This is a genomic window from Roseovarius sp. BRH_c41 (assembly GCF_000961715.1).
In the GTDB taxonomy this organism is placed as follows: domain Bacteria; phylum Pseudomonadota; class Alphaproteobacteria; order Rhodobacterales; family Rhodobacteraceae; genus Roseovarius.
In genome coordinates this window covers 56,121-78,114 of record NZ_LADY01000036.1, presented here as the reverse complement: position 1 = coordinate 78,114, position 21,994 = coordinate 56,121, and the positions used below count along the sequence as shown (strand labels likewise).

At 62.1% G+C, this 21,994-nt stretch carries 29 protein-coding genes; 18 read left to right on the top strand and 11 right to left on the bottom strand.

All coding sequences use genetic code 11. The annotated features are described in order from the left end of the window. Positions 1-62: 62 nt before the first annotated feature. The 8 genes from bluB to VR71_RS11160 all read right to left on the bottom strand — a co-directional run bounded on the left by bluB (position 63) and on the right by VR71_RS11160 (position 4,989). A complete protein-coding gene (bluB, locus tag VR71_RS11190; RefSeq protein WP_009816544.1) occupies positions 63-692 on the bottom strand; it encodes a 5,6-dimethylbenzimidazole synthase in 630 nt (209 codons plus the stop codon). Positions 693-710: 18 nt separating this feature from the next. After that, entirely contained in the window at positions 711-1,115 is a 405-nt protein-coding gene (gene rpsP / locus VR71_RS11185) for a 30S ribosomal protein S16 (protein WP_040650361.1), read from the bottom strand. Positions 1,116-1,162: 47 nt separating this feature from the next. Further along, on the bottom strand, positions 1,163-1,459 hold the full coding sequence (locus VR71_RS11180; RefSeq protein ID WP_045683880.1) for a chorismate mutase: 297 nt from the start codon (positions 1,457-1,459) through the stop codon (positions 1,163-1,165). Then, positions 1,452-1,616 (bottom strand): hypothetical protein, encoded by a 165-nt coding sequence (locus tag VR71_RS24890; protein ID WP_296430225.1) that lies wholly within the window; start codon positions 1,614-1,616, stop codon positions 1,452-1,454. Before VR71_RS24890 ends, VR71_RS11180 begins: the two co-directional genes overlap by 8 nt. Next, positions 1,613-2,143, bottom strand: coding sequence for a GNAT family N-acetyltransferase (locus tag VR71_RS11175; RefSeq protein WP_045683878.1), 531 nt, complete (start codon positions 2,141-2,143; stop codon positions 1,613-1,615). Before VR71_RS11175 ends, VR71_RS24890 begins: the two co-directional genes overlap by 4 nt. Further along, positions 2,140-2,703 carry a GNAT family N-acetyltransferase gene (locus VR71_RS11170; protein WP_009816539.1) on the bottom strand — a complete coding sequence of 188 codons (564 nt, stop codon included), beginning with the start codon at positions 2,701-2,703 and terminating at the stop codon, positions 2,140-2,142. The genes VR71_RS11175 and VR71_RS11170 overlap by 4 nt, the downstream gene beginning before the upstream one ends. A 75-nt stretch (positions 2,704-2,778) precedes the next feature. Then, a complete protein-coding gene (gene ffh / locus VR71_RS11165; protein ID WP_045683876.1) occupies positions 2,779-4,284 on the bottom strand; it encodes a signal recognition particle protein in 1,506 nt (501 codons plus the stop codon). 156 nt (positions 4,285-4,440) lie between these two features. Beyond that, positions 4,441-4,989 (bottom strand): hypothetical protein, encoded by a 549-nt coding sequence (locus tag VR71_RS11160; RefSeq protein WP_045683874.1) that lies wholly within the window; start codon positions 4,987-4,989, stop codon positions 4,441-4,443. Between the two features lie 119 nt (positions 4,990-5,108). On the opposite strand from VR71_RS11160, the gene VR71_RS11155 reads away from it, so the two are divergent. Together VR71_RS11155 and VR71_RS11150 are read left to right on the top strand one after the other, a co-directional pair. Continuing rightward, complete coding sequence (locus tag VR71_RS11155) at positions 5,109-5,990, top strand: LysR family transcriptional regulator (protein WP_045683927.1); 882 nt, start codon at positions 5,109-5,111, stop codon at positions 5,988-5,990. After that, positions 5,987-6,892, top strand: coding sequence for a DMT family transporter (locus VR71_RS11150; RefSeq protein WP_045683871.1), 906 nt, complete (start codon positions 5,987-5,989; stop codon positions 6,890-6,892). The genes VR71_RS11155 and VR71_RS11150 overlap by 4 nt, the downstream gene beginning before the upstream one ends. Here the strand turns inward: VR71_RS11150 and VR71_RS24885 are convergent. Together VR71_RS24885 and VR71_RS11140 are read right to left on the bottom strand one after the other, a co-directional pair. After that, positions 6,871-7,842, bottom strand: a complete 972-nt coding sequence (locus tag VR71_RS24885; RefSeq protein ID WP_296430223.1) for a glycosyltransferase 61 family protein — start codon at positions 7,840-7,842, stop codon at positions 6,871-6,873. The two genes, VR71_RS11150 and VR71_RS24885, sit on opposite strands and share 22 nt — an antisense overlap. Continuing rightward, on the bottom strand, positions 7,832-8,167 hold the full coding sequence (locus VR71_RS11140) for a metalloregulator ArsR/SmtB family transcription factor (RefSeq protein ID WP_009816532.1): 336 nt from the start codon (positions 8,165-8,167) through the stop codon (positions 7,832-7,834). The genes VR71_RS24885 and VR71_RS11140 overlap by 11 nt, the downstream gene beginning before the upstream one ends. A gap of 147 nt (positions 8,168-8,314) precedes the next feature. Between VR71_RS11140 and VR71_RS11135 the strand changes: the two genes are divergently transcribed. The 16 genes from VR71_RS11135 (at position 8,315) to VR71_RS11065 (ending at position 18,868) form a co-directional block, all read left to right on the top strand. Continuing rightward, a complete protein-coding gene (locus VR71_RS11135; RefSeq protein WP_045683869.1) occupies positions 8,315-8,728 on the top strand; it encodes a universal stress protein in 414 nt (137 codons plus the stop codon). Between the two features lie 200 nt (positions 8,729-8,928). Next, positions 8,929-9,270, top strand: a complete 342-nt coding sequence (locus VR71_RS11130) for an AtpZ/AtpI family protein (protein ID WP_040651104.1) — start codon at positions 8,929-8,931, stop codon at positions 9,268-9,270. Beyond that, a complete protein-coding gene (locus tag VR71_RS11125) occupies positions 9,260-10,018 on the top strand; it encodes a F0F1 ATP synthase subunit A (RefSeq protein ID WP_045683866.1) in 759 nt (252 codons plus the stop codon). Before VR71_RS11130 ends, VR71_RS11125 begins: the two co-directional genes overlap by 11 nt. Positions 10,019-10,124: 106 nt before the next feature. Then, positions 10,125-10,361, top strand: coding sequence for a F0F1 ATP synthase subunit C (locus VR71_RS11120; RefSeq protein WP_009816528.1), 237 nt, complete (start codon positions 10,125-10,127; stop codon positions 10,359-10,361). Positions 10,362-10,446: 85 nt separating this feature from the next. Next, a complete protein-coding gene (locus VR71_RS11115) occupies positions 10,447-10,980 on the top strand; it encodes a F0F1 ATP synthase subunit B' (protein WP_009816527.1) in 534 nt (177 codons plus the stop codon). A 5-nt stretch (positions 10,981-10,985) separates the two neighbouring features. Next, positions 10,986-11,546 carry a F0F1 ATP synthase subunit B gene (locus VR71_RS11110; RefSeq protein ID WP_009816526.1) on the top strand — a complete coding sequence of 187 codons (561 nt, stop codon included), beginning with the start codon at positions 10,986-10,988 and terminating at the stop codon, positions 11,544-11,546. A gap of 349 nt (positions 11,547-11,895) precedes the next feature. Beyond that, positions 11,896-12,279 (top strand): succinate dehydrogenase, cytochrome b556 subunit, encoded by a 384-nt coding sequence (gene sdhC / locus VR71_RS11105; protein ID WP_045683862.1) that lies wholly within the window; start codon positions 11,896-11,898, stop codon positions 12,277-12,279. Positions 12,280-12,289: 10 nt separating this feature from the next. Then, a complete protein-coding gene (gene sdhD / locus VR71_RS11100; protein ID WP_009816524.1) occupies positions 12,290-12,661 on the top strand; it encodes a succinate dehydrogenase, hydrophobic membrane anchor protein in 372 nt (123 codons plus the stop codon). 11 nt (positions 12,662-12,672) lie between these two features. Continuing rightward, positions 12,673-14,475 carry a succinate dehydrogenase flavoprotein subunit gene (gene sdhA / locus VR71_RS11095; RefSeq protein WP_009816523.1) on the top strand — a complete coding sequence of 601 codons (1,803 nt, stop codon included), beginning with the start codon at positions 12,673-12,675 and terminating at the stop codon, positions 14,473-14,475. Beyond that, complete coding sequence (locus tag VR71_RS11090; RefSeq protein ID WP_009816522.1) at positions 14,475-14,795, top strand: hypothetical protein; 321 nt, start codon at positions 14,475-14,477, stop codon at positions 14,793-14,795. Before sdhA ends, VR71_RS11090 begins: the two co-directional genes overlap by 1 nt. A gap of 14 nt (positions 14,796-14,809) precedes the next feature. After that, positions 14,810-15,589, top strand: coding sequence for a succinate dehydrogenase iron-sulfur subunit (locus VR71_RS11085; protein WP_009816521.1), 780 nt, complete (start codon positions 14,810-14,812; stop codon positions 15,587-15,589). A gap of 106 nt (positions 15,590-15,695) precedes the next feature. After that, complete coding sequence (locus tag VR71_RS11080) at positions 15,696-16,841, top strand: sialidase family protein (protein WP_045683860.1); 1,146 nt, start codon at positions 15,696-15,698, stop codon at positions 16,839-16,841. A 123-nt stretch (positions 16,842-16,964) separates the two neighbouring features. Continuing rightward, positions 16,965-17,126, top strand: coding sequence for a hypothetical protein (locus VR71_RS24880; RefSeq protein WP_296430221.1), 162 nt, complete (start codon positions 16,965-16,967; stop codon positions 17,124-17,126). Positions 17,127-17,225: 99 nt separating this feature from the next. Continuing rightward, entirely contained in the window at positions 17,226-17,801 is a 576-nt protein-coding gene (locus VR71_RS11075; protein WP_296430219.1) for a carboxymuconolactone decarboxylase family protein, read from the top strand. 4 nt (positions 17,802-17,805) lie between these two features. Beyond that, a complete protein-coding gene (locus VR71_RS11070) occupies positions 17,806-18,012 on the top strand; it encodes a hypothetical protein (protein ID WP_009816517.1) in 207 nt (68 codons plus the stop codon). A gap of 10 nt (positions 18,013-18,022) precedes the next feature. Continuing rightward, the gene (locus VR71_RS11065) at positions 18,023-18,868 is read left to right on the top strand and encodes a DUF1989 domain-containing protein (RefSeq protein ID WP_045683858.1); all 846 of its coding nucleotides are present in this window, start codon (positions 18,023-18,025) and stop codon (positions 18,866-18,868) included. Positions 18,869-19,191: 323 nt separating this feature from the next. Here VR71_RS11065 and clpB read toward each other — a convergent pair whose 3' ends face one another. Next, on the bottom strand, positions 19,192-21,810 hold the full coding sequence (clpB, locus tag VR71_RS11060) for an ATP-dependent chaperone ClpB (RefSeq protein ID WP_045683856.1): 2,619 nt from the start codon (positions 21,808-21,810) through the stop codon (positions 19,192-19,194). Positions 21,811-21,994: the final 184 nt, after the last annotated feature.

Genomic DNA, 21,994 nt, shown 5'->3' with positions numbered 1-21,994 from the left:
TTTGACAGATCGGGATATGATCCGCTGAATTCCGCGGATGTGCAATGGGGCCACACGCATGCTCAACGCACCTCGGTCGGCAGGGTGGGGCGGCGGGTTTCCCATCCAGCCTGTTCCAGCTCTGGGGTGTCGCTGGTGGTTTCGGGCCAGCCGACGCAGAGATAGGCGACCAACGCCCAGTCGGCGGGCACGTCGAGGTCGCGCGCGAGTTGCTCTGGATCAAGGATCGAGACCCAGCCGACGCCAAGCCCCTGCGCACGCGCCGCGAGCCAGAAATGGGTGATCGCGCCGACAACGGAATAGCGCCGCATCTCGGGCATGGTGCCCGCGCCAAGGCCCGCGCCCTTGTCGGTGGCCTCGTCGCAATAGATCGCCAATTGCACCGGCGCCTCTTGCATGCCGGACAGTTTCAAGCCGCTGTAAATGCGTGACTTTTCACCGTGATACCCCTTGAGGGCGCGGTCATTTTCGGCTGTAAAGTTGGCCAGTGCCGCGGCGCGGGCCTCGGGGGATTGCACCCGGATCACGCGCCACGGTTCGCTCAGACCCACAGAGGGTGAGAGCAGGAAGGTGTCGAGGCAGTCCTGTAAGACAGCCTCATCCACCGCGTCCCGGCGGAAGCGGCGCACGTCGCGCCGCCACCGCATGAGATCGCGCAGGGCGGTCTGGAAGTCCTTGGAAAACTGTGACATTCCAGCGCCTTACCTGTCTTATTCCTCGGTTGCAGCCTCTTCGACCACGGCCTCTTCGGCGGGGGCGTTTGCCGCTGCTTCGGCTGCTTCGGCCTTGGCTGTCTTCTCTGCGGCGCGTTCCTGAGCTTTCTTGCCCGGAACGGCTTTCTTCAGGTTGGCGCGCTCTTTCTTGGCGACAACGCCGGCGGTCTCAAGCATGCGGCTGATGCGGTCGGTCGGCTGAGCGCCCTGCGCCAGCCAGTGCTGGATACGCTCGACATCCATTTTCACGCGGTCTTCGCTGTCCTTGGGCAGAAGCGGGTTATAGGTGCCCAGTTTCTCAATGAAACGACCATCGCGCGGCATGCGGCTGTCGGCGGCGACGATACGGTAGAAGGGGCGCTTTTTGCTGCCACCACGGGCGAGACGGATTTTCATAGCCATTTGATATTCTCCTTTAATGGCGGGGGGTGATGGGGTTTGATCCCACCTTACGATTGGTGTTGTTGGTGATGTCGGATCACCTCGGCGATGATGAAGTTCAGGAACTTCTTGGCGAATTCCGGGTCCAGATCGGCCGTTGTCGCCAATTCTTCGAGCCGTTCGATCTGCGCGGCTTCGCGCGCCTGATCGGACGGGGGAAGGTCGTGTTCAGCCTTGAGTTTCCCCACGGCCTGCGTGTGTTTGAACCGCTCAGCCAGCGTGAAGACGAGGATCGCGTCAAGCCGGTCGATGCTCTGGCGGTGCTCTTTCAAAAGCTGGGCGGCAAGGGCGGTTGCGTCAGTCATGCGAGCCTCCGGCCTGTACAAACCCTGAGGTTTGCGGCGTGAAACGTAAGGTTTGGGTGATGTCACCCGTACGGGTCGAGATGTCGGTCATGTGGCGCGCCTTTGAGGCCTCGGAGGGGGCCGTGTGCGGTGCATTGAGTTTGGTCAAACAGGTCATGCTGCCACCTCGCCGGATTTCGGGTGTCGCCAAACCTGACAAGGTGTGCCGAGCAGGGTGCCGTCACGCTCAAAGCGCGCACCGAGACGCTCGGCCAGAGCCTGAGAGCGGGTATTGGCCGGGTCAATATAGGAAATCACGCCGTCGAGGCCGAAATGCGCGGCCCCATGGGTGCGCGCGGCGTGGGCCGCGCGATAGGCGATGCCGCGCCCCTCGTACCCGTCCCAAACCTGCCAGCCAAGCTCCGGCTCGTCCCAGCCTTCGCGAAAGATGAAACCGCAGATCCCGAGCGGGTTGCCAGTGCCGCGATCAGCGATCACCCACATGCCAAAGCCGCGCAGCGCCCAATGGCCGAGGTTGCCCGCGATGAGCCGCCAGCAGTCCGCGCGTGACAGGGGGCCACCGACAAATTGGCTGCGGGTGCCTGCGTAGAACGCAGCGAGCTGGTCAAGATCATCCTCGCAGATGGTGCGCAGGATAAGATCACCGCTTTTGACCTCGGGGATATGCAGGGTGAGGGTGGTCATGCATAGGCCTCGACCGAACCGTCGTCGTCGCGGCCATCGTCTGCGCCCGGCGCGGGGTGGCGGTAGAGCAGATCATGTCCCATGTGGATATTCTCATATTCCCGCTCGAACCATGCGCCCAAGCGTTCGGCAAGGGCGACCGAGCGGGTGTTGCCCGGCACGATATTCGAGGTGAGTGTCGAGAATCCAAGATCCTCATAGGCATAGCGGCGCGCGCGGGCCGCGGCCTCATAGGCGATGCCGCGCCCCTCGAACCCGGCATAGAGCGCCCAGCCCAATTCCGGCTCGGGCCAGCCTTCGGGGTTCCAGATGCCGGCGATGCCTGCGGTTTCACCGCTGTCTTTCATCTCGATGGTGAAATAGCCGTAGCCATGAATATGCCAATGGCCGACGTTGAGGGCAAACCAGCGCCATGCCTCGCCCCGGTTGGGCGAAGACCCAAACCCCTCGGACCGCTCCCGGTCGAGCAGAAAGGCGATGGTGGGGGCGATATCCTGTGGTTCTGGTCCACGCAGGATCAGGCGCGAGGTTTCCAGCGTGGGGGCCTGGGTCAGGTTCATCGCTGTGCCATCCCCCGGCGAGGTGCCGGCTGCGCAGTGGGATTTGAGTATTTTAGGAACAGTGAAAGCATGGCGTTATTTCTTTTTGCCAAAGCCGGAGAGGCCGGGGGGCAGGCCCATGCCGCCACCAAGGCCGGGCAGACCGCCACCCAAGCCGCCGGGGAGTTTGCCGCCCATTGCCTTGGCCGCCTCTTCCATTGCCTTGGGGTCGTTCATGTCGGGCATACCGCCCTTGCCGAACATGCCCTTCATGGCCTGTTTCAGCATGCCGCCTTTGCCCATCTTGCCCATTTTCTTCATCATATCCGCCATCTGGCGGTGCATCTTGAGCAGCTTGTTGAGGTCAGACACCTCCATGCCGGACCCTGCGGCGATCCGCTTTTTGCGGCTGGCCTGAAGCAGGGCGGGATTGGCGCGCTCTTTCTTGGTCATTGACTGGATCATGGCGATCTGGCGGGTCAGCATCTTGTCGTCAAACCCGGCATCCTCGACCTGCTTGGCCATCTTGCCCATGCCCGGCATCATGCCCATGAGCCCCTGCATGCCGCCCATTTTCTGCATCTGCTCAAGCTGGCCCTTGAGGTCGTTCATGTTGAACTGACCCTTGGCCATGCGGCGCATCATCTTTTCGGCCTCGGCGGCCTCGATGGTTTCCTGCGCCTTTTCCACGAGGGCGACGATGTCGCCCATGCCAAGGATGCGGCCCGCGATACGCTCCGGCTCGAAGGTTTCGAGCGCGTCCATCTTTTCGCCAAGGCCGACAAAGCGGATCGGCTTGCCGGTCACGGCGCGCATCGAGAGCGCCGCACCGCCGCGCCCGTCGCCATCCATCCGGGTGAGGACCACACCGGTGACGCCGATCTTGTCATCGAATTCGGTGGCGACGTTGACGGCATCCTGTCCGGTCAGACCATCGACCACGAGCAGGGTTTCGCGGGGATTGGCGACGTCGCGAACTGCCGCCGCCTGCGCGATCAACTCTGCGTCAATGTGCAGCCGCCCTGCGGTGTCGAGCATGTAGACGTCATAGCCACCAAGCGCCGCTTGGGTCTTGGCGCGTTTGGCGATTTGAACCGGGTCTTCGCCCTTGACGATGGGCAGCGTATCGACGCCGATCTGTTTGCCCAAGATTGCCAGCTGTTCCATCGCCGCCGGGCGGTTGGTATCAAGCGAGGCCATGAGCACGCGCTTGCCGTCGCGATCCTTGAGCCGCTTGGCGAGCTTGGCGGTGGTGGTGGTTTTGCCCGAGCCTTGCAGGCCGACCATCAGAATGGGGGCAGGCGGGTTGTCGATCTTGAGCGCGCCGGGATCACCGGCGCCGCGCAATGTCTCGACCAAGGCGTCATGCACGATCTTGACGACCTGCTGGCCGGGGGTCACGGATTTGGTTACGGCCTGCCCGGTGGCGCGGCTCTCGACGGTCTTGATGAAATCGCGGGCGACGGGCAGGGACACGTCGGCCTCAAGCAGGGCGACGCGCACCTCGCGCAGGGCGGTTTTCACATCCTCTTCGGACAGCGACCCCTGTTTGGTGAGCCGGTCAAAGACACCGGAGAGGCGTTCGGATAGATTTTCAAACATCGCTCAGGCTCCTGTGCCGGTTGCTGCCATGTCACCCCCCATATAGGGGCAACGGTTCAAACGATAAACGCCCCCGTGGGCGCAACGCGCTGACGGGGGGCGATCCCGACACGGGGCCGGGACCGGAAGCATCGGCCTCCGGGAATTGGGGGGCGTTTAGCGCGGGGGTGGGGGGGAGTCAAGCGTGGGGTCTAAGACGCGGCGCTGGGCGAGCCAGTCATTGATGGCGCGCACCACCTTGCCTGAGGAACGGCTGCTGTCGTAGATCTCGGTGATCGGGTGCAGGAGCGCATCGCCGCTTGCGCCATCGCGCAGCACGAGCGAGGGGCGGTGCAGTTTTCGGCGCACGCGGGCGGGGTCAATGTCGGTGGCAGAGCCTGACAAGGTGGTCTCACCCGTGGCGCGGACTAAGTCGTCAAGCGGAAACACCGTCTCGCGGTGGCGAAAGATGGTGCGTGAGCGCAGGGTTGCGGTGCCCGCCCCCGCGTCTAGGATGAGTTGCAGGCGTTCGACAAAGATGCCGACACCCGCAAGCCCCATGCCGCCGCCGACCAGCAGAAAGACCAGACCGCCAACGAGGCTCTGCGGCATCACCAAAAGACCCACCCCGGCAAAGAGCATCGTAAAGAGGCTGAGCATGATCGCGATGAACCACGGTATCTCTTCGATGATCAGCAGATCCGGGCTGGTGTGTGTGACGTTCATCAGAGGGCGCTCTACGGCTGGGTGCCGCTATGCTACGCGCATCGCAGGTGATTGCAACCGCCGCTCCGCCGCCGCATAGTTGCGCGGCGAACGGGACAGCGGGCAGGGTGATCGCGGTGATGGACAATTGGGACGAAGTGCGGACCGCGTATAATGTGGCGCGGATCGGCACTGTGAGCGGGGCGGCGGAGGTGTTGGGCGTGCATCATGCCACGGTCATCCGGCATATCGACGCGCTGGAGGAGCGGCTGGGCGTCAAGCTCTTTCAGCGGCACGCGCGGGGCTACACCGCGACTGAGGCGGGCGATGACCTGCTGCGTGTGGCGCAGGCGACAGATGACCAGTTCAATCAGTTGGCCGGGCGCATCAAGGGCCAGGGCAACGATGTCTCGGGCGAGTTGGTCGTGACCTCGATCGGCGGTTTGAGCCATCTTTTGGTGCCGGTGCTGGCGGCGTTTCAGCACGATTATCCCGGTCTGGTGGTGCGCTATCTGACGGGCGACCGCCTGTTCCGGTTGGAATATGGCGAGGCGCATGTGGCGATCCGGGCGGGGTCCGTGCCGGATCAACCCGACAATGTGGTGCAGCCGTTCTTTCAGCAGCAATTCACGCTCTATGCCAGCGAAGGATACGCGGCGCGCTACGGGTTGCCCAAGGGCACGGAGGATCTGGCCAAGCATCGCTTTATCGGCGCGGATGATCCCAAGACGCGCGCGCCGTTTCTGCGCTGGTTGCAGGATAATGTGCCCGGCGAGGCCATCGTGTTTCGCTCGGGCGATGTGCATGCGCAGCGCAATGCGATTCTTGCCGGGGCGGGGATCGGATTCACGTCGGTGTTGCAGGCGGCAGAGATGCCGGGGCTGATACAGGTCATGCCCCCCAGACCGGAATGGGCCGCGCCGCTCTGGCTTGTCACGCATATGGATCTCCACCGCACCACCAAGGTGCAGGCATTTCTGAGTCACCTCAAGGAACGCGCGGCAGCGTGGCAGGCGGGATGACACCTGCCCTCAAGGGGCATTTGGCGATGCTGTGTTTCTCGGGGTTGGTGGCCGGGTCATTTGCGCTGGGCTCGATGGCGGCGCAGCATGTGGCACCTGCGGCACTCAATGCGCCGCGTTTCCTCTTGGCGGCGGTGATCGTGGGCACGGGAGCCATGCTGAGCACGGGTATTCCGCGCAGCACCTGGGTGGCACCCTGGCGCTACCTGCTGCTCGGCGGCGCGATGGGGCTCTATTTCGTGATGATGTTCGAGGGGCTCAAGACGGCGGCGCCGGTTTCGGCAGCGGCGGTGTTTACCCTCACGCCGATCATGGCGGGGATCGCCGGCTATGTGCTCTTGCGCCAGATCACCACGCTGCGCATGGCGCTGGCGCTGGGTGTGGGGGCGATGGGCGCGCTCTGGGTGATCTTTCGCGCCGACCTCTCGGCTTTGGTGGCGTTCGAGGTCGGGCGCGGCGAAGTGATCTATTTCTTTGGCTGTGCCGCACATGCAATTTACACGCCGCTGGTACGCCTGCTCAATCGCGGCGAACGGCCGGTGGTGTTTTCCTTTGGCACCATGCTGGGGGCTGCGGTGCTGATCACGGCGGCGGGCTGGGGCGAGATCCGGGCGACCGATTGGGCGGGCCTGCCCGCGATCGTCTGGGTCACCATTGTCTATACGGCGGTTTTCGCCACCGCGATGACCTTCGTTCTGTTGCAATATGCCAGCCTGAACCTGCCCAGTGCCAAGGTGATGGCCTATACCTATCTCACGCCCACATGGGTGACGCTCTGGCAGGCGGCGCTTGGGCATGCCTTGCCACCGCTTTTGGTCCTGATGGGGGTGGGGCTGACGGTGGTGGCGCTGGTGTTGTTGTTAAAGGACGAGAGCGCGCCTCAGATGAAACCTGCGGCCTGAAGATCGCCGCGCAGCTGGCGCAATTCGGTCGGGGTCGGATCGTCCTCCGCGCTTGGCGCGAGCTTCGCAAGGGCGGCGGTCGTGGTCAACTCCACCTCTGAGAAGCTGGTGATCTGCCGGGCGATGGCGTCGAATGTGTCCTGACGGGTGCGGCGCTGGATGAGGCCAACGTTGGTTCCGGGGGTCATCACGAAGGCGGCCATGTGGAACGCCGAACCATCCGGGCCAACGATCACGCGTGCAGCGCGGTAGCGCGCAATCTGCTCGGTCACGCTGTGGCGCTCCGGGTGAAAGATGTCGTAGCCCGCGCGGGACATCCAACGCTCGATGAGCTGTTCATGCGGCACCTGTTGTTCCGGATTCTTGAGGCGACGGCGCGAGACATAGACCTTGTCTGGTCCAACGGGCGCGTCCCCGGCGCAGAGGTGGCGGCGCATATAGGTGCGGGCCTCGGGCGTGCCGCCGCTCCAGTGCAAATGGCCAAATCCCTGTGTCGGAAGGATCAGCTCGTCGACCTGTGTCGGGATCTCGACCAGATGCACGGGGAGGGCCTGCCCCAGCATATCCAGCAGCGGGCCAAGACGGCGGCGCAGCACGGCGGCGATGTCACGGCCCGCCATTGGCAGCAGCGCGATGCCGTCCACGGCCCCGATCACATGATCGAGCGCCCAGAGACGTGGTACCGCTTCGAGCAGGAAATGACCGAAATGGTGCCGCCCCACCCCGGCAAAAAGCCAGCGTCCCGGAAGCTGCGCGCATGCGCCGGGTGACAGCGCGGGGTCGGCTGTAAAACGCCCGGCCGATAAGAGGGTGCGTGCCGCAGGCAGGGCCATGCCGTCCGGCATGAGCGCGCCACAGGCCATGCCGGTCTCGGCGCGCAATGGCATGAGGATGGCCCCCGGCACGGTGTCGATCCGCGCCTCGGGCATATGGCGGGCGTCAGGGATCATCCGGCAATTCGCTTTGCAGGAACCGCTCGAACGCATCGAGATTGACCGCCTCGAACTGGCCAAAGCTCTGCATCCAGATCGAGGCATCGCGCAGGGCGTCCGGCTCCAGCTTGCACCAGGTCACCCGGCCCCGCCGGTCCTGACTGATGAGACCGGCGCGGCTGAGGATGCCCAGATGTTTGGAAATCGCGGCAAGGCTCATCTCGAACGGTTCGGCCACATCCGTGACCGCCATGTCATCCTCGAGCAGCATCGACAGGATCGCGCGCCGAGTGGGATCGGCGAGGGCGGCAAAGATCATATCGAGGGCAGGCGTGCTGTGCATGCTTCTCATAAGCCCAAGCGCGCGGCCCGCGTCAACGGCAGATCCATGCCGACCGGGCTGAAATCGGTGTTGATCTGTGACAATGTCGGGCTGCGCCAGAGCCGTTAGGCTGGTTGGACGCAAAACGGAAACACGAAAGGAAAGACCATGTTCTCGACAATCCTGGTTCCGGTTGATCTGCTCCACAAGGACACATTGACCAAGGCGCTCGACGTGGCGGGGGATCTCGCCAAACGGCATGGGGCGCGGATCAAGGTGGTCAGCGTGGGCGGGGAACTGCCCAATGAGCTAGGTCACAACGCTGCCGAATTCTCGCAGACGCTCACGCGCTTTGCCGATGACCTGCGAACCAAATACGCCGTCACGGTCGAGGCCGAGCCGATCATCAGCCACGATCCCGAGGTCGAGACAACGTCGGCGCTCATGCAGGCGATCGAGCGGACTGGCGCCGATCTGGTCGTGGTGGCCAGCCATGTGCCGGGCTTTCTTGAGCATATCTTTGCCTCGCATGGCGGCTATATTGCCCAGCATGCCAAGGTGTCGGTCTTTGTCGTGCGCTGAAACTCAACCGTTCGGTTGAATATGGCAAATGGCCCTTTGGGCGGATAGGGGCGGTTGCGGCAGAATGGCCGCCTCAGGCCTCTTGGTAAAAAATTCGTTCATTAGCAATGGCTTGACCGTAACGTTCTGATACGGTTCGGATGCTTGACTCATGCGCGCCTTGGGCCTAGCAAGTGCGCAACATCCTGAGGGGGAACCGCGTGACCGATCCCGAGCAGAGCGAGCGACTGGCAGAGCTGGAAGCAAGGATCGCCAAGCTCAAGGCCAAGGACGCGCCAAAGCCCCATCAGGACGAGCATTATTCGCAGGCTCAGATGGCATGGCGGATGGTGATTGAGTTGGTGGCCGGTCTGATGATCGGTTTTGGCATGGGGTACGGGCTGGATTCCCTCTTGGGAACGATGCCCATTTTCCTTGTCATATTTACGTTGCTGGGGATGGCCGCGGGCGTCAAGACGATGATGCGCAGCGCCGCCGAGATCCAGCAGGGCATAAACGATCCCGCACAAGGCGGGGATGAGAGGGCAAAGAATGGCGACTGAAGCGCACGGTGCCGATGAGGGTGGTCTGGTTTTCCACCCGATGGATCAGTTCATAGTCAAGCCGCTGTTTGGCGAGGGCGCGGTGGGTGTGTTCACGCTGACCAACGTCACGCTGTGGATGGCGCTGACGGTTCTCGCGATAATCGCGCTTCTGGTTATGGGCACCTCTGGACGGGCGACAATCCCGACCCGAATGCAGTCTGTTGCCGAGCTTCTGTATGAATTCGTCCGCAAGATGGTCGAGGATGTGGCAGGCAAGGATGCGCTGGTGTTCTTCCCCTATATCATGACGCTGTTTCTCTTCATCCTCTTCGCCAACTTTCTTGGCCTCCTGCCGATGGCCTTTACCACCACGAGCCATATCGCGGTGACGGCGGTGATGGCTGTGATGGTGTTTTTGACGGTGACGATCCTCGGTTTTGTCAAGAACGGCCCGGCCTTTCTGAGCCTGTTCTGGGTCAGTTCCGCGCCGCTGGCGCTGCGGCCCATTCTGGCCGTGATCGAGCTGATTTCCTACTTCGTGCGCCCTGTCAGCCATTCCATTCGTCTTGCCGGCAACATGATGGCCGGTCACGCCGTGATCAAGGTGTTCGCTGGCTTCAGTCAGGTGGCGATGATCGCCCCGCTGTCGATCCTTGCGGTCTCGGCTATGTATGGGCTCGAAGTGCTGGTGTCCTTCATCCAGGCCTATGTCTTTACCATCCTCACCTGCGTGTATCTCAAGGATGCGCTGCATCCGCACCATTGAGGGTGACGGAGGGGTTTTACCCACCCTACGAACAACCAGACTACGGCGGGTCCGCCCGCCTCACGACCAACCTAGCAATGCCAATTCCAACGTAAGGAGACATCTCATGGAAGGCGATATCGCACAATTGGGTCAATTCATCGGTGCAGGCCTCGCAGGCATCGGTTCGGGTGCTGCCGCGATCGGTGTGGGCCACGTGGCCGGCAACTTCCTCGCAGGCGCGCTGCGCAATCCGTCTGCTGCCGCCGGTCAGACCGCGACGCTGTTCATCGGCATCGCATTCGCCGAAGCTCTGGGGATCTTCTCGTTCCTCATCGCGCTTCTGCTGATGTTTGCTGTCTAAGTCCCTCGGGTAGCTGATCCTTACGGCCGAGGGGTGGCGCATCGCCAGCCCTCGGTGACACGGAACTTTCCCCTAGGAGGACGACATGGCAAGCGAAACGCATGACGCCGCTGGTCAAGCCGCATCCACGCCGGGCCTGCCCCAGCTGGATTTTTCGACCTTTGGCAACCAGATTTTCTGGCTCCTCGTCACGCTGGTCGTGATTTACTTTGTCCTGTCGCGTATCGCGCTGCCGCGCATTGCGGCGGTGATGGCAGAGCGTCAGGGGGCCATTACCAATGACCTCGCTGCGGCGGAGGATCTGAAGGTCAAGGCCGAGCAGGCCGAGCTGGCCTATCTCAAGGCGCTGGCCGATGCCCGCGCCGAGGCGCAGACGATCGTCGCCAAGGCCAAGGCAGAGATCAAGGCGGAGCTTGATGCCGCCACCGCCAAGGCGGACGCCGAGATTGCGGCACGCGCCGCAGAAGGCGAGCAGAAGATTGAGGAAATCCGGGCCAATGCCATGGACAGCGTCAAGGAAGTGGCCAAGGACGCCGCTGCCGAGATCGTTGCCGTCATGGGGGGCAAGGCAGACGCGAAAACGGTCAGCGCAGCCGTCAACGCCCGGATGAAAGGATAAGCGCCATGCAAAAGATGCTCTTGACCATGGTTGCCGCTCTTATCGCCAGCCCTGCGCTGGCAGCGAGTGGCCCGTTCTTTTCGCTGGCCAACACGAATTTCGTCGTGTTGCTCGCGTTTCTGCTCTTTGTCGGGTTTCTGATCTATGTGAAGGTGCCAAGCCTTGTAGGCAAGAAGCTCGATGAGCGGGCAGTCAGCATCAAGGCGGAACTCGACGAGGCGCGCGCGCTGCGTGAGGAGGCACAGACCCTGCTGGCCAGCTATGAGCGCAAGCAGAAGGAAGTGCAGGCGCAGGCTGACCGGATTGTGGCGCACGCCAAGGACGAAGCCAATGCCGCCGCCGAAGAGGCCAAGGATGAGATCAAGGCGTCGATTGCACGCCGGATGCAGGCCGCCGAGGAGCAGATCGCAAGCGCCGAGGCCCGCGCCATCCGCGATGTGCGGGATCAGGCCGTGGTCGTGGCTGTCGCTGCCGCGCGCGATGTGATCGCCAAGCAGATGACCGCCGCAGACGGCAACGCGCTGATCGACGCGGCCATTGCCGATGTGGATGCCAAGCTGCATTGAACGGCTGACAGAGGTGTAATTGGCCCGGGTTGGAAACGACTCGGGCTTTTTCATGTCAGATTGAGATTTGTGATCACAAATTCGTGTCTGTTCAAGATTTCATCAGGGTGGCCGGTGCCCTGTCGGCCAGAGACTCGGGGCAAATGCGACGGAAACCTTGATTCCTTTGCTTGAGCTTTGTGATCACACGATTATTTTCGTGATCACAAAAGCAAAATTTTTGCGGCCATTTGACCCTAATTGGGGGATTTGTCATGCTGGACAGGTGACAGAGCCGAGAAAAAGTATAACAAAAGGCGCAGCAAAAGACGGCTATCGCGCCGCCCGCCATCTGCAAAGGAGTTGCTCCATGGCTGAAACCAAACAGGTTGAACGCCCGCTTTCGCCGCACTTGCAAATTTACCGTCCGCAACTGACCTCGATCACCTCCATTCTGACACGGATCACCGGCAATGCGCTGGTGGTGGCGGCAGCGCTGATTGTGTGGTGGCTGCTGGCGGCTTCGACCTCTGACGATTATTTCGCAATGGCCGATGCGGTGCTGACCTCTTGGTTTGGCGATCTGGTGCTGACGCTCTCTCTCTGGGCGGTGTGGTATCACTATCTGGCCGGGCTGCGGCATCTCTATTTCGATGCGGGCAAGGGGATGGATATTCCCACGGCGGAAAAGCTGGGCTGGGCCTGTATCATCGGGTCGGTCGTGCTGAGCGTCATCACGCTTTTGCTGGTTTGAGGAGAGTATCATGCGCTATCTGACCGCACGTAAACGCGCCGAGGGCAAGGGTGCCGCCGGCACCGGGACCGAACATTTCTGGTATATGAAACTGTCCGGTGTGGGTCTTGCGCTGATCATCCCGGTGTTTCTGGTGGCCTTTGGCCGCGCTTTGGGCGGCGACCGCACCGAGGTGATGGCCGCCTTTGCCCACCCCGGCATGGCAATCCTCACGGGTCTCGTGATCTTTTTCGGGCTGCGGCACTATGCCAGCGGCGCGCAGACGATGATTGAGGATTACAGCCACGGCAGCATGCGCCGGGGCCTGATTATCGCGGTGACTGTCCTAAGTTATGGGCTGATCGCCACCGGGCTTTTTGCCCTCGCCAAGATCGCGCTGTGAGGAAGTATTAAATGGCTGCTTATGAATACGAGACGCATGATTATGACGTCGTTGTTGTGGGCGCGGGCGGGGCGGGCTTGCGCGCGACGCTGGGCATGGCCGAACAGGGGCTGCGCACCGCTTGTGTGACCAAGGTTTTCCCGACCCGTTCACATACCGTGGCGGCGCAGGGCGGCATTGCGGCAAGCCTTGGCAACATGGGCCCCGACAGCTGGCAGTGGCATATGTATGACACGATCAAGGGCTCGGACTGGCTGGGCGATACCGACGCGATGGAATATCTGGCGCGCGAGGCCCCCAAGGCGGTCTATGAGTTGGAACATTACGGCGTGCCGTTCTCGCGCACCGAAGAGGGCAAGATTTATCAGCGCCCGTTCGGCGGCCATACAACGGAATTCGGCGAAGGCCCGCCGGTGCAGCGCACCTGCGCCGCCGCCGATCGCACCGGCCATGCCATTTTGCACACGCTCTATGGTCAGAGCCTCAAGCAGAAGGCCGAGTTCTACATCGAGTATTTCGCCATTGATCTGGTGATGACCGATGGCACCTGCACCGGCGTCGTCTGCTGGAAGCTGGACGATGGCACCATCCATGTCTTTAACGCCAAGATGGTCGTGCTGGCCACCGGCGGCTATGGCCGGGCCTATTTTTCGGCGACCTCTGCCCATACCTGCACCGGCGATGGTGGTGGCATGGTGGCGCGCGCCGGCCTGCCGCTGCAAGACATGGAATTCGTGCAATTCCACCCGACTGGTATTTTCGGCGCGGGCTGCCTCATCACCGAGGGCGCGCGCGGCGAGGGCGGATACCTCACCAATTCCGAGGGCGAACGGTTCATGGAGCGTTATGCGCCCAACTACAAGGATCTCGCCCCCCGCGACTATGTCAGCCGCTGCATGACCATGGAAATCCGCGAAGGGCGCGGCGTGGGTGCGGATGGTGATCATATTCACCTCAACCTCAGCCACCTGCCACCCGAGGCGCTGCATCTGCGCCTGCCCGGCATTTCTGAAAGCGCGCGCATCTTTGCGGGTGTGGACGTCACCAAGGAACCGATCCCGGTTCTGCCCACCGTCCACTACAACATGGGCGGTGTGCCGACGAATTATTGGGGCGAGGTGGTCAATCCCACCAAGGACAATCCCCATAACGTCGTCCCCGGTCTGATGGCTGTGGGTGAGGCGGGCTGTGCAAGCGTGCATGGCGCGAACCGGCTTGGCTCCAACTCGCTGATTGACCTCGTGGTCTTTGGCCGCGCCGCCGCCATTCGCGCAGGCAAGGTGGTGGACGCCGAGTCCGCCGTTCCGGGCACCAACAAGGCCGAAGTCGACAAGGCATTAACGCGCTTTGACGCGCTGCGTCACGCGACCGGCAAAATTCCGACGGCCGAGTTGCGGCTCGAGATGCAGCGCACGATGCAGGCCGATGCCGCCGTGTTCCGCACCTCGAAAACGCTGGCCGAAGGCGTCGAGAAGATGAAGGCCGTGGCGGCCAAGATGGACGATATCAAGGTCACGGACCGGAGCCTCGTGTGGAACAGCGACCTGATGGAAACGCTGGAACTGACCAACCTGATGCCCAACGCACTCGCCACGATCTTTGGTGCCGAGGCACGGCAAGAAAGCCGGGGCGCGCATGCGCATGAGGATTTCAGCACCCGCGACGATGAAAAATGGCGGGTGCATACGATTGCACGGGTCGAAGGCAATACCGTCGATCTCAGCTATCGCCCGATCATCACCGATCCTCTGACAACCGAGGATGAGGGCGGTATCAGCCTCAAGAAGATCGCGCCAAAGGAACGGACGTTCTGATGCGGATTGCTTTGGCCTGTCTCGCGCTTGCGGCCCTGAGCGCCTGTGAGGCGACCAATCAGGTCGCGGACGGCCTTGCGCGTGCGCAGGCCAAGAGCGTGGTCAACACGGTTGTCGCCCAACGCTTTCCGGGTCTCAACGCTGCCCCGATCACCGATTGCGTGATTGATGCCGCCTCTGCCGGTGAAATCATTCAGATAGCAAGCGCGAGTGTCACCGGCGTGACGCCGGAGACCACGCAACAAGTGATCGCAATCGCGCAGCGCCCCGAGGCCGTGCAATGTATTGCCCAAAATAGCCTGACCCTCTTGGGCGGCTGACAAGGAGTAGCAAGATGGTTCAACTCACACTCCCCAAGAATTCGCGCATGACGACGGGCAAGACATGGCCCAAGCCCGAAGGGGCCAAGACTGTGCGCAAGTTCCAGATTTACCGCTGGAACCCGGATGATGGGAAAAACCCGCAGGTCGATACCTATTTCGTCGATATGGACACCTGTGGCCCGATGGTTCTGGACGCGCTGATCAAGATCAAGAACGAGATTGATCCCACGCTCACCTTCCGCCGCTCTTGCCGTGAGGGGATCTGCGGATCTTGCGCGATGAATATCGACGGGATCAATACGCTGGCCTGCATTTATGGCATGGATGAGATCAAGGGCGACGTGAAGATCTATCCGTTGCCGCATATGCCGGTGGTCAAGGACCTGATCCCCGATCTCACGCATTTCTACGCCCAGCATGCCAGCATCATGCCCTGGCTGGAAACCAAGACCAACGCCCCCGCCAAGGAATGGAAGCAGTCGATCGAGGACCGCGAAAAGCTGGACGGTCTTTATGAATGCGTGATGTGCGCCTGTTGCTCGACCTCGTGCCCGTCCTATTGGTGGAATGGCGACAAATACCTTGGACCGGCAGCGCTCTTGCATGCCTATCGCTGGATCATCGACAGCCGCGATGAGGCGACGGGCGAGCGTCTGGATGATCTGGAAGATCCGTTCAAGCTCTATCGGTGCCACACGATCATGAACTGCACCAAGACCTGTCCCAAGGGTTTGAACCCGGCCAAGGCGATTGCCGAGATCAAGAAACAGATGGTCGAGCGGCACGTCTGAGGTCCTGACATTCTTGCGGTGGGCAACAGCCTGCCGATCTGCGGGATAGGCTTTGGGAGTCGTGTTGCGACTGTGATATTCTCTCAGAAATGGGAGGAGCTTTGATATGTCGATGACAATCATGGTGGGCACCACCAAGGGTGCATTCCTGCTACGTTCCGATGATGGGCGCTGGGACGTCGAAGGTCCGTTCTGCGATGGCTGGCCGATCAATCATGTGGTGGGTGATCCGGAGACCGGGCGGTTTTGGGCGGCGGGCGGCGGTGAATGGCACGGCGCAGGTGTCTGGCGGTCAGACGATGACGGCGAAAGCTGGACCCTGTCCAAGCTCTCGAACGGGCAGTTGGACGAATGGGCTGCAAATGATCCGAAATTGGCTGGGATGTTTGGCTGGAAGCCAGTCGAGGCCCCTTATGATGGCGAGGTATCGTCAATCTGGTCGCTGCATCATGCGCATGACACGCTCTATGCGGGGGCAAAGCCAGCGACGCTTTTTGTCAGCCGGGATGGTGGGCAAAGCTGGGACCGGGTTGAAGGCCTGAACAATCATCCATCGCGGGAAAGCTGGAATCCCGGCGCTGCGGGGCTGGTGCTGCACACGATCCTCAGCGATCCGCAGGAGCCGGACAAGCTCTGGCTGGGGATTTCTGCGGCGGGCGTTTTTGCCACGGAAGATGGGGGCGAAACATGGGCGCGTCGCAATCGTCTGTCGAACGCCGGGGCCAGCGCCGAACATAACCACCCGGCGGCACCGAGTGACGGCGAGATTGGACACTGCGTGCATAACATGGCGCGCGCGGCGGGGGATGAAGTGATCTATCAGCAGAATCATCATGGCGTGTTTCGCAGCACTGACGGGGCAAGGACATGGGAGGACATCACGGTCGGATTGCCCTCGACCTTTGGTTTTCCCATCGCTGTGCATCCGCACGATGCTCTGACGGTTTGGGTCTTGCCGCTCAACGGTGATACCGAGGGGCGATATCCCCCGGAGGCTGCGGCGGCGGTGTGGAAATCCACCGATGGCGGAAACAGCTGGATAGCTAAGCGTGAGGGGTTGCCCGGACAGAATTGCTATTTCACCGTGCTGCGTCAGGCCATGGCCACGGATACCTCCAGCCCAGTTGGCGTCTATTTTGGCACCAATACCGGCTCTGTCTTTGCGAGCCGGGATGAAGGCGAGACCTGGACCGAGATCGCGCGCCATCTGCCAACGGTCTTGTCGGTCGAGGCGATGGAGCGGGCGGGCTGAGGTAAATCCACCATTGCGCGACGTTTGCCATGCGGTTCCTGCATGGCGAACATGCAGGGATGTGGGTTTATGCTGCGGTGCAGCGTCTTATGTTTCCAACATAGGAAATATGGAGATAATGCCATGGCTTACCCGGCCAAAAAACCCGTGAACCCGGTCCCGTCCCCGAAAGCCGAAACCCCTGATTGGGTGGCGGTTTACTACAGTCCGGAGGCACCCGCCAACCAGTCCACAGCACCGGGCGTCGATGCCTTGGAGCAGGTGTACGCGTATTACGACGCCTGATTGAGCGTTCACGCAGATGTGGCCCCTGCCGGAAACGGCGGGGGTTTTCTTTTGGCCCGTGCTGCGGGACTGTCCCCTGCAACCAGAGGAGATGACCCGATGCCGCTATTGCCAAGCCTGCCTGATCCCGCGCATCTGAGGGATCTATACGCGCGGTTTCCCCATAACGTTCGCCCGCTCATGGAGTATACCGACGGTCTCTTGCGCGGCGACGGGGAATTGAGCTTGGGCGAGCGTGAGTTGATCGCCACCTATGTTTCGGCCCTCAATGCCTGTACCTTTTGCACCGGCGCGCATCGCGCCTATGCCGAGGTCTTTGGGATCGACGGCGCGCTCATCGACGCATTGATCGAGGATTTCGAGACAGCGCCGGTGGACGAAAGACTACGCCCGGTGCTGGCTTATGTGGCCAAGCTCAACACCCTGCCGAGCAAGCTGATCAAGCGCGACGCGCAGGCGGTCTATGACGCGGGCTGGTCCGAGGCGGCGCTCTATGAGGCGGTGCAGGTCTGCGCACTCTTTAACATGATGAACCGGATCATCGAGGGGACGGGCGTGAATTTTGACTATGCCGAGGCGCCAGACGGCCATCCCGCGGCAGGAACGACGCCCGGGGATCAGGCGGCAACCTATCGCCGGTTCGGTGAAATGATAGAGGCAATGGCCAAGGGATAGTCGCATGCTTGTCGTGGTCGGCCTGATCATAGCCTTTGTGCTGGTGCTGATCCTGTCCAACCGGCGCACACGCGTCTGCCGCTGGCGGGCGGACCGGCGACAGGATCGCGACGGGCAGTTTTATTATCGCTGCATGGCCTGCGGGGCAGAGGTCTTTACATCCACGGGCAAACCGCCTTTGGATTGCGTGGTGAACCCCCGCAATCCCTGAGAGGTGTGAGATGACCCAAGCCCCCGCCGATGCCGAGGCCCGCCGTGCGCTGCGCCCGGTGATCTGCTATCCCAATGACACGCTGGCGCAGCCTGATCTGGCGCTCTATGCCGCCGCACGGTCGGGCGCAGAGAAGGTGGCAGAAGTGATTGTGCCGCCGCGCGAGGCCGCCTGTTTTCGCGTCGCTGCGGGTCAGTTTTTCCGGATCACCAGCGTCGAGGGGCCGCAGGTGGGCGACCTCAACCTGTGGAACGCGACGGACCTGTCAGAGCGGTTTTATTCCGGCAAGACGCGGGCGCTGCATGGCACGCATGTGACGCGCGGCGAGCGGCTCTGGTCGTCTTTCCCGCATCTGCGGCCGATGGCCACGATTGTCGAGGATACGCTGGCTTGGTACGGGATCGACGAATTCGGAGGCTCTGTGCATGATGTGATCGGCACGCGCTGCGATCCCTATACCGGTAATCTGCTGTCAGGCGTGCAGTATCACCATTGCTGCCATTCCAACCTGACGCGCGCCTTGGCGGATGAGTTGGGCGTGAGTTTGGCAGAGGCTGAGCGCCATGTGCATGACGTGCTCAACGTCTTTATGTGTACCGGATTCACCCGCGATACGGGGCAGTATTTCATGAAGGCCAGCCCGGTCCGCCCCGGCGACTATCTGGAGTTTTTCGCCGAGATAGACCTGCTTGGCGCGCTCAGCGCCTGTCCCGGTGGCGATTGCTCGTCCGAGCATACCAGCGATACGGCGGCCTGCTATCCGATGCTGGTCGAGGTGTTCGCGCCTGTGAAGGGCCCGCTGCAGGGATGGCAGAGCCCCGCGCGCAACGGGTATGATGGGAGTCACGGTCGGTAGAGAGTGGGTTTTGGGCCAGTTGCGGTCGTTTAATTTGCCACGCGCGCGGAACAAGGCGCGAAGCGCCGCCGCGCGATCGCTGGGCCGTCCGTCGCACCGAAGGTGCGCCGCTTTGCCTCGGCACGCCTTTGGCGTGACGGCCTAGCGATTTTGAGATGGTGTGCATCTCTTTGAAGTCATACGGACTTTGCTTGCATCAACTGGCAGTTGCCGCCGTTGCATCGCTAGTCCCCGGCCCAGCGATCGCGCGGCTCATCGCACGGGACCAATGCCAGCAAAAGGCCAGAACCGCCCCCCTGACCATTCAGAGGGGCGGTTTTGATTTAGTGAACCACGGCGTTCTGTGGCGGTTCCTGCGTGGTGTTGCCCACCCGGTCGCCGATGATCAGCCCCTCAGGCCCCGCCGTCACCGGCACCACTGCACCGTCGAGGATATCCCCCGCCAAGAGCGCCTCGGCCAAAGGATCCTGCAACGCACGCTGGATCACCCGTTTCAGCGGGCGCGCGCCATAGACGGGATCATAGCCCTCGTCGGCCAGCCATTTGTGGGCAGCGTCATCCAGCTCCAGACGGATCTTGCGCGCCGCCAGCCGCTTGAGCAGACGTGCCATCTGGATATCGACGATACCGTCCATCTGCGGCCTTGTGAGCCGGTCGAACACCACGATCTCATCCAGCCGGTTGAGGAACTCGGGCCGGAAATGCGCGCGCACGGCGTCCATCACGTCGCGCTTGGCGGTGGCGGCATCCGAGCCTTCGGGCAACTGACTGAGCGCCTGAGAGCCAAGGTTCGACGTCAAGATGATCAGCGTCTGCTTGAAGTCCACGGTGCGCCCCTGACCATCGGTCAGCACGCCATCGTCGAGCACCTGCAAGAGCACGTTGAACACCTCGGGATGCGCCTTTTCGACCTCGTCGAACAGGACCACCTGATAGGGCCTGCGGCGCACGGCCTCAGTCAGAACACCGCCCTCGTCATACCCGACATAGCCCGGAGGTGCGCCAATGAGGCGTGACACGCTGTGTTTCTCCATGAATTCCGACATGTCGATCCGCACCATGGCGCTATCATCGTCAAAGAGGAACTCTGCCACCGCCTTGGTCAGCTCGGTCTTGCCCACGCCGGTCGGCCCGAGAAAGAGGAAAGAGCCAAGAGGGCGGCCCTCGTCATTGAGACCCGCCCGCGCCCGGCGCACGGCACTGGCCACGGCCTTGACGGCGGTGTTCTGACCGATCACGCGGCGGTGGAGATTGTCCTCCATGCCGAGCAGCTTGTCGCGCTCGCCCTCCAGCATCTTGGCGGTGGGGATGCCGGTCCAGCGTTCCACCACCTGCGCGATTTGCTCGGGGCGAACGGCCTCTTCGACCATGACGCCATCGTCACCCTGGGTTTCGGCCTCGGCCAGGTGCTTCTCCAGCCCCGGAATGACGCCATAGCTCAACTCACCGGCGCGCGCGAGATTGCCTTCGCGCTTGGCGATGTCCAATTCTGCGCGGGCGCGGTCAAGCTGTTCCTTGATGTCGCGCGCCCCGGCCAGCTTGTCGCGCTCCGCCTGCCATTTGGCGGTCATCTCGGCAGAGCGCTGCTGCAGGTCGCCCAGTTCCCGCTCCAGCTTTTCCAGCCGATCACGCGAGGCGGCATCGTCCTCTTTCTTGAGCGCCTCTGCCTCGATCTGCTTTTGCAGGATCTCACGATCGAGCGCGTCCAACTCTTCGGGCTTGCTGTCCACTTCCATGCGCAGACGGCTCGCGGCCTCGTCCATCAGGTCGATCGCCTTGTCGGGAAGGAACCGGTCGGTGATATAGCGATGCGAGAGCGTCGCCGCCGCCACCAGCGCCGAGTCAGAGATGCGCACGCCGTGGTGCAGCTCGTATTTCTCCTTGATGCCCCGCAGGATCGAAATCGTATCCTCGACCGTCGGCTCCTCAACCATCAGCGGCTGGAACCGGCGGGCAAGCGCCGCGTCCTTTTCCACATGCTTGCGGTATTCATCGAGCGTGGTCGCGCCGATACAGTGCAACTCGCCGCGCGCCAGCGCCGGTTTGATCAGGTTGGCGGCATCCATCGCGCCATCGGCCTTGCCGGCCCCTACCAGCGTGTGCATCTCGTCGATGAACAGGATGATCTCGCCCGCCGCTTGCGTTACCTCGTTGAGCACGCCCTTGAGCCGCTCCTCGAATTCGCCGCGATACTTGGCCCCCGCGATCAGCGCGCCCATGTCGAGCGACAACAGACGCTTGTTACGCAGGGATTCCGGCACATCGCCATTGACGATGCGCAGGGCCAGACCCTCGGCGATGGCGGTTTTACCCACCCCCGGCTCACCGATCAGAACCGGGTTGTTCTTGGTCCGGCGGCTGAGCACCTGCATCGCGCGGCGGATCTCATCGTCACGGCCAATGATGGGATCAATCTTGCCCTCACGCGCCGCCTTGGTCAGGTCGCGGGCATATTTCTCCAGCGCCTCATAGGTGTCCTCTGCCGAGGCAGAATCCGCCGTGCGCCCCTTGCGAATGTCGTTGATCGCCTCGTTGATCTTTTGGGCGGAAACTGCCCCAGCCTCCAGCGCCTCTTTGGCGGGGGATTTCACCAGCGCCAATGCGGTCAGGATTCGCTCGACGGGGACAAAGCTGTCACCCGCCTTTTGCGCCAGCTTCTCGGCCTCGGCCAGAACCTTGCCGGTCTGTTGGTCCATATAGGTCTGCCCGGCATCGCCGGACACCTGCGGAATCTTGGACAGGGCAATATCATTGGCCTGTGTCACGCGCTCGGGCGCGCCACCGGCACGTTTGATCAGATTGCTGGCCAGACCCTCTGGGTCATCGAGCAGCGCCTTCAGAATGTGTTCGGGGGCCAGTTTCTGGTGGCTTTCGCGCATGGCGATAGTCTGGGCGGCCTGAATGAAACCACGCGACCGTTCCGTGAACTTGTTGAAGTCCATGGGCTTTCTCCTTGTGACAAGCGTTACCCCTGTGGCGCACCCAGCATTAGGCATGCGTCGGTCGGGAACCTCAAATGATAAATGGGTAACGCGCCTGTGCGGTTCAAGACGGATTTTACGGGAATCGCGCAATCCCCACGTTTTCGTGACGGGGTCTTGGCAGAAGCCGTTGGCCACCCAATCT